This window comes from Vibrio sp. CCUG 15886, from assembly GCF_028570825.1.
Lineage (GTDB): Bacteria > Pseudomonadota > Gammaproteobacteria > Enterobacterales > Vibrionaceae > Vibrio > Vibrio vulnificus_B.
In genome coordinates this window covers 1,611,088-1,617,453 of the sequence record NZ_JAQQBT010000001.1, presented here as the reverse complement: position 1 = coordinate 1,617,453, position 6,366 = coordinate 1,611,088, and the positions used below count along the sequence as shown (strand labels likewise).

Genomic DNA, 6,366 nt, shown 5'->3' with positions numbered 1-6,366 from the left:
TTGCATGTGTTAGGCCTGCCGCCAGCGTTCAATCTGAGCCATGATCAAACTCTTCAATTAAAAGTTTTTTGAAGCTTGCGCTTCGGCTCAATGAATACTGAATAAATTGACTGTGCTCTTATTGGCTTTCACTTTTAAAAAAGTGAAACAAAACAGCTCAAGGCTGTTACCAACTTGATTTGGTCACTCAGTTCATTGATAAATCTTTTGGATTATCATCAACGAGTGCCCACACAGATTGATAGGTTTATATTGTTAAAGAGCTTGCTTTTCGAGAAGCTTTTCTCTCAAAGCGGAGGTGCATTCTAGCGAGTTAATTTGAAGAGTCAAACACTTTTTCAAATTTATTTTCTCAGAAGCTTTTACCTCACCCGACCTTGCTGAAGCCTTACGCTGTCTGCCGTGTCGGTGGATGCGCATTATAGGGAAGGCAGTTTCTTTGGCAAGTGCTTTTCGATAAAAAATGTCACAAAACCGTTCGTTCGCGCAAGAAACAATCAAAGGGTTATTTTTCTTGGTTCCATGTTAAAAAAAAGCATCTATTTTCGTCAGAAATCGTTCAACCAAGCATCTTGGAAATCGGATGCATTGAGCACTCTGTGGTTTTGTTCCCACTGACGAATCCTTTCCAGCTCATTCAATACACTCTTTATTGTCAGTGTATTGTTGTCTAATTCGAACACTTGCTGCTGAGTTTGATAGTAAAACTTAAGAATGGTCATTGCTCTCTCATTGTGTTCGTTATGCGCAGCATGTTTAAGGATATTCACTTTTCGATAGATCTTTAAATGAGTCTGTTTAAGCTTCCATACATACAAAAGCTCATCAAAATAGCGATGCGTCTTTATTTGATTCAATATTGAAAGCGTACTGACAAGAGCAATAACTACTCCGACTAGGTTCCAAACGAAGTTTCCCGTTGATTCGCCTTCAACAATGTCTGTATTGCCAAATAGGGCAATCAACAATGTACTAAATGCAATGGCAGAACAGGCAAAAGCCAGTAGAAACGCCACTATCACCATGTTCCCTTTCTTTCTATATTCTTCTTTATTTATTTGACGCACGAATACCGCCCTCCTTCTTTTAGTGCCAGACTAGTTTAACCAAGCAATACGCACTCGCAACGTTTCCTTTGTAAGCTTTCTCTCAGTTGCTCTCTCTCACTCTACTTCGAATACTCACTTTGATAACAGCATGACTCGCAACAGACTATTTGTTAGGTATATACTCCGTGCATTCGAATTCACTGCAAAGGTCTATCATGCGTACATTTGTATTACGCGCACGCGCAGCGCCGACAAACAGTCGAGCGTTATTAGAAGGAGTCGGTAACGAGGCTCATACTGAGATTCTTGCACATACTCTGATGAACACGATGTTTGTCGCACAGTCACATCGCCAAGATGTTGTCGTTCATCTGGTTTTAGAGAGTACCAAAGACTTTTCGCGTACGATTACCATTCACTCTAACGAAGTTTCAAACGTGGGCGGCTTCCACGAAGCAAATTTGTTGAACATTGTTGTTCGTGCGCTTGATGCTTCTACGGGTATGGGTAAAGAAGAATTAAGAAATGTCGAACCAGGTGTCACCGTTCGTACAATTAGCTTTGAACGATTGGTCCAGCAGCTTGCCGAAGACCATCAGCTATATATGTTGGAAAAGAAAGGCGAGTTTGTTCGCGACATTAAGTTTGCTGCCAATCCTTGTTTTTTGCTTACTGACCATATTCCGATGCCAAAGAAAACCTTTAACAGCCTGAAGCGTCTCGGAACGCAAAACATTAGCCTTGGTCCTAAAATGTTGTTTGCCTCCCAATGCGTTACTTTGATTCAAAATGAATTGGATCTGCAGGAATAAATGCGAAGGGCTCATTAGAGCCCTTTTTCTTGCTCAAGATTCATCATTGACGCTGTCTATCCCAATCAACACGTTGACAACACTCAAAGTGTCTTTGTGCCCTTGAATACTTTCTTGCGTCGAGTCCAATTACTGATATCATTTTTGCCAACATAGTCGGGGAGCCTTATCGGCTGAGATCGCCACGCGAGACCCGTTGAACCTGATTCAGTTAATACTGACGTAGGGAACTATTACGCGCATATAACTTTCTGCTTTATGCGTTGGTATACCAATATAGTTGGTAATATTGTTGGTATAGACAGTTCCTGTACGTCTTGTTCTAGGATACAAGATGCTACTTACTTCAACTACTCAATCTCTTATTCCATGCGTTCTCACCATTGCCGGTTCTGACAGTGGGGGCGGAGCTGGTATACAAGCCGATATAAAAACCATTTCAGCGACGGGCAGTTACGCAAGCTCAGTGATCACAGCCATCACCGCGCAAAACACGAAGGGCGTGAATGCCGTATTTCCGATCCCTACCGAGGTGGTTGCCGCGCAGCTTGATGCTGTTTTCAGCGATCTCAATATTCAAGCGGTTAAAATTGGCATGCTTGCAGATCGTCATATTATTCGATTGGTCGCCGAAAAGATTCGCCAATACGCGCCAGCGAAAGTGGTGCTCGATCCCGTTATGATTTCCACCAGCGGCCACGCTTTATTACAACCCGATGCGATCGCAGCACTGAAGGAGCACTTGATTCCACTTGCGGATATCGTGACGCCAAATATCCCAGAATATGTGGCGCTCACCGGAATGCCCATCCCGAACACTGAAAATGAGATGATCTCGAGCGTCGAAAGTTTGAAAGCGCTGAACTGCCCTGCCATCTTATTAAAAGGCGGGCATTTGCAGAATGAGTCCCACAGTAGTGATCTTTTAATCACACCACAGTTTTGCGAATTCATCCGTAGCAAACGCCACTCCACACGTAACACTCATGGTACTGGCTGCACATTATCTTCCGCCATTGCGTCTTACTTGGCTCAAGGTCATCGCTTACACAAGGCTGTCTTCTTGGCTAAACAATACATATCACAGGCAATCGCTCATGCCGATGAGCTATCCGTTGGTCAAGGTCATGGCCCCGTCAATCACTTCTTTGCAGGACACATGCACGTCCGCTAGAGAAGGAGCTCCATCGTCATCGTTTGCTCGGGAGTAAGTGTTTTCCCAAGGCCTACACTCGCTACCGAGCTTAGAACCCATCTCGAAATAATTGACAGATGCTTGATACTTCCATCAGGCACACTCACCTATAATGGCGGTTTTTCTTCACAAGCTTTCTCGATGAAAACAGTATTCACACCAAAACGTTACTCACTAGTCGCTCTTTCGTGTTTCGCAGCTTTGCTGACTTTAGTTACTTGGTTTGCCTCAGGTATTGATTTGACGTCTCCTGTTCCAGACTTTCTTGGTCTCACTTTTACCCTAGTGACCGATTCAGCTGGCAGTAAAGGTTTTGCTATTACCCTGGTCGCTTTAAGCTTGCTGGTTTTACGTAAACACTCTGGACGATATTTTGTTGTGGGTCGATTTGCGGTACTAGCACTTATGCTGGTTTTAAGTTTCGCGGGAAAAACGGGATTAAAGCAATTCACAGAGTCACCCCGTCCCTACACCGAACTGATGGCGTCAGAACATTTAGTTGAAACCCCACAAGCGTTCTACAATCTAGACGCGGATCAACAAGTCGCACGAGTCAAAACACTCGAAGAAACAATCAGCCCATGGCGTTTGCAACATTGGGAAGGTGAAACCGACTACTCCTTCCCCTCAGGCCATACCATATTTGCTAGTTTATGTGTGGCTTTCTTTGGTGGTCTCTTCCTGATGCAAAAGCGCTATGTGGCGTTTGTCATAACCCTTGCTTGGGCAAGCTTGGTCGCTTATAGCCGCTTGTGGATTGGTATGCACCGACCAGAGGATCTATTTGGCTCACTTGCATTCATTGTCATGATCACCGTGCTATTGCCAAATTTTCTACCGATACCTACACCAGTAAGGAAATTTTTACGCATTCCGGAAAGCACGGTTTAAAGTAGCCGTGTTTCACATTTATCTGCCAAGGTATAGAGGGGGTGAATAATTATGAAGAAACTGAATGGTGTTCAAAATGAACGTAAAAAGAAGGTCGTTTGGTAAAAGTAGGACAACCAAGCGACCAAAAGCTATTTAAGCTAAGCTAGTTTTACAACCAAAGCATAGAAAGTGTTGTCTGTGAGGACCAACTCACTTAGACGAGCACATTATAGCGAGACAATACGGAAAGGAAAGAAATAAAACCCATCATCCGTTATTTACTGACTTTTTTGTGACATCGCTGGTTTACCTTTGGTTGTTTTTTAACCCACCAAAAACCTTTCTAATTAGCTCAGCATATAGGGCAGCTAATATGGACGACTGCATAGCCGATCGCCATATAAAGCGCTTTTTCCGCTTCTTTAGAGTCACCAGAGATTCGATTGGTGAGAGACATTCGCCCTTCCGCACTACAAATGATTTCTCCCACATTCTGGATGAGGTTTCGAAACATTCGATCTTCATTTACAGCGTTAACCCAAGAGAGATAAAACGCTTCAGGGGATGAAAATTCAAGGGCTTGGATGATGTGTTCGACCGCTTTCGGTTTGAGCTCATCCAATAATTCTTCTTTTTTCTTGAAATGGCCATTCACACAAGAACGACTCACCCCTGTTTTCTCAGCAATATGCGTATAGGTTAAGTGTTCATAGCCTTCTAGCAGGAGTATTTTAAACGATGCATCTATAATATTTTGGTGTGTTTTTTTGGCCACAGCTTGGCTGACTCTTGGCATTGTCATCTCCTACTAAAAGCGGCAAATCCTAACGCTTTCATAAAACCTGCTCAAGAAAATTGATCGATAAAGTGGTCCGACTTTAGCGACATTCTCCTCTCATGAATCCGCTATTATTATTATCAACAAGGCTCAAAAAGCGCAACAATCAATCAAAAAGTACCATTTTATGACACTTGCAATGATCAAAAAGACCACAATTTGAGTGTTTATCAATAGCACAAATAAAAGATATCTTCTTTTATTTTCTTTTCACACGGTTCGATATCAGCAAGCCTCACATCATTGAGGATAGCCAAAAAGCAAAAATCCTTCGCGCAATACGAAGGATTTTGTTCAGTCAAAACGTTTTAAGTCAGGTATGAGCAGGCGCAACCATAAAAATTAGAGATCGCGCATTAAGATTTCGTACTCTTCTTGCGCTTCTTTAACCAAACTTTTTAGCTCTTGCGCGTCTGCGGTCGCAAGCATCACTTTCCAAGGAGAGTGTGCCTTTTGACAAACTAATGCCACCCCTTGTTCATCGCTAGAGAAAGCCAACTGTTCAAAATCAGCCACATAGTGTTGACGCTGACCTTTTATTTCAACATCAAGCTTTCCTACTGGGTTGATTTCTACATGTGCATAGCGCTCTGGTTTAATACTCACTCGATAATCCCTATGTACCGTGATCATGACGCCCTCCAAACTGTGCGGTTACCATCCCAACATCAGTTTAGGAGAGTTTCTACGCAGTGGAGGCCAAATCGGTTGGAATATTGATCCCGGTTAACTTGTCGTGCAAAAAACGTAAAAATTGCGCATATCGAGTCATTTGATTGGGTATTTAATCAGACAACACCTGCTGCTGGATAACCTGCAAAACACCAGACTCTTCATTGCTTGGTGCGATAAAACGAGCGAATGCTTTCACTTCAGGATGGGCGTTGGCCATCGCATAGGAATGGTAGCTTTGTTTAAGCATTTCTACGTCATTGAAATAATCACCAAAGCTCATGGTTTGTTGGCGTGTAAAACCCAACGTTTGCTGTAAATGTCTAATCGCCGCGCCTTTTGACGCTTCTGCGTTCATCACATCCAACCAAATCTTGGCACTCACCACCACCTGATGGGTCGCATCAAAACGTTCGCTGAATGATGTGTGTAATTTTTCTTGTGAACCTTCAAAATGACAAATCGCCACTTTGATGAAAGCCTCATCAACATCCAGCAGATCGGGGACATATTGGCAGCGATGGTAATACTTACTGATTTCTTCAATAGCCTCAGGATGCTTTGTTTCGACATAAGCCGATTCTTTACCACATAGCACAATGTGGGCACCATCAATGGTGCGAGCCAACTGAATAATGTCTTTAATATCCGTGCTAGCTAAACCACAGCTGTAGAGCTCTTTTCCTTGATGCATGACTAATGTGCCGTTTTCCGCAATAAACATCATGCGCTCGTTGATTGGGGAAAACGTCTCACGCAGGCTGTAATACTGCCGACCAGAGGCAGCCGCAAAGATAATTCCTTTATCTTCTAACGTTTGATAGATGTGGAAAAACTCTGGTGCCAATTTTCCTAATGGATCCAGCAGGGTGCCATCCATATCGGCAGCAATGAATTTGATTTCTGACAACGACATTTAATTACAAC

Annotated in this window: 7 protein-coding genes and 1 riboswitch; of the genes, 3 read left to right on the top strand and 4 right to left on the bottom strand. The window is 43.1% G+C overall.

What is annotated here, in order from left to right; translation table 11 throughout:
• Positions 1–548 precede the first annotated feature (548 nt).
• The gene (locus PQQ36_RS06795; RefSeq protein WP_263180641.1) at positions 549–1,067 is read right to left on the bottom strand and encodes a DUF3087 domain-containing protein; all 519 of its coding nucleotides are present in this window, start codon (positions 1,065–1,067) and stop codon (positions 549–551) included.
• A 197-nt stretch (positions 1,068–1,264) separates the two neighbouring features.
• Between PQQ36_RS06795 and trmY the strand changes: the two genes are divergently transcribed.
• The 3 genes from trmY to PQQ36_RS06780 all read left to right on the top strand — a co-directional run bounded on the left by trmY (position 1,265) and on the right by PQQ36_RS06780 (position 3,947).
• Positions 1,265–1,861, top strand: a complete 597-nt coding sequence (gene trmY, locus PQQ36_RS06790; RefSeq protein ID WP_026050568.1) for a tRNA (pseudouridine(54)-N(1))-methyltransferase TrmY — start codon at positions 1,265–1,267, stop codon at positions 1,859–1,861.
• A gap of 147 nt (positions 1,862–2,008) precedes the next feature.
• Positions 2,009–2,107: riboswitch (TPP riboswitch) on the top strand.
• An 88-nt stretch (positions 2,108–2,195) separates the two neighbouring features.
• The gene (gene thiD / locus PQQ36_RS06785) at positions 2,196–3,035 is read left to right on the top strand and encodes a bifunctional hydroxymethylpyrimidine kinase/phosphomethylpyrimidine kinase (RefSeq protein WP_225454015.1); all 840 of its coding nucleotides are present in this window, start codon (positions 2,196–2,198) and stop codon (positions 3,033–3,035) included.
• 162 nt (positions 3,036–3,197) lie between these two features.
• Positions 3,198–3,947, top strand: coding sequence for a phosphatase PAP2 family protein (locus tag PQQ36_RS06780; protein ID WP_045598551.1), 750 nt, complete (start codon positions 3,198–3,200; stop codon positions 3,945–3,947).
• A 334-nt stretch (positions 3,948–4,281) separates the two neighbouring features.
• Here the strand turns inward: PQQ36_RS06780 and PQQ36_RS06775 are convergent, their stop codons facing one another.
• The 3 genes from PQQ36_RS06775 to PQQ36_RS06765 all read right to left on the bottom strand — a co-directional run bounded on the left by PQQ36_RS06775 (position 4,282) and on the right by PQQ36_RS06765 (position 6,355).
• Entirely contained in the window at positions 4,282–4,725 is a 444-nt protein-coding gene (locus PQQ36_RS06775; RefSeq protein WP_015727506.1) for a TetR/AcrR family transcriptional regulator, read from the bottom strand.
• 384 nt (positions 4,726–5,109) lie between these two features.
• Complete coding sequence (locus PQQ36_RS06770; protein ID WP_011082305.1) at positions 5,110–5,400, bottom strand: hypothetical protein; 291 nt, start codon at positions 5,398–5,400, stop codon at positions 5,110–5,112.
• 151 nt (positions 5,401–5,551) lie between these two features.
• Positions 5,552–6,355, bottom strand: a complete 804-nt coding sequence (locus tag PQQ36_RS06765; RefSeq protein WP_225471789.1) for an HAD family hydrolase — start codon at positions 6,353–6,355, stop codon at positions 5,552–5,554.
• Positions 6,356–6,366: the final 11 nt, after the last annotated feature.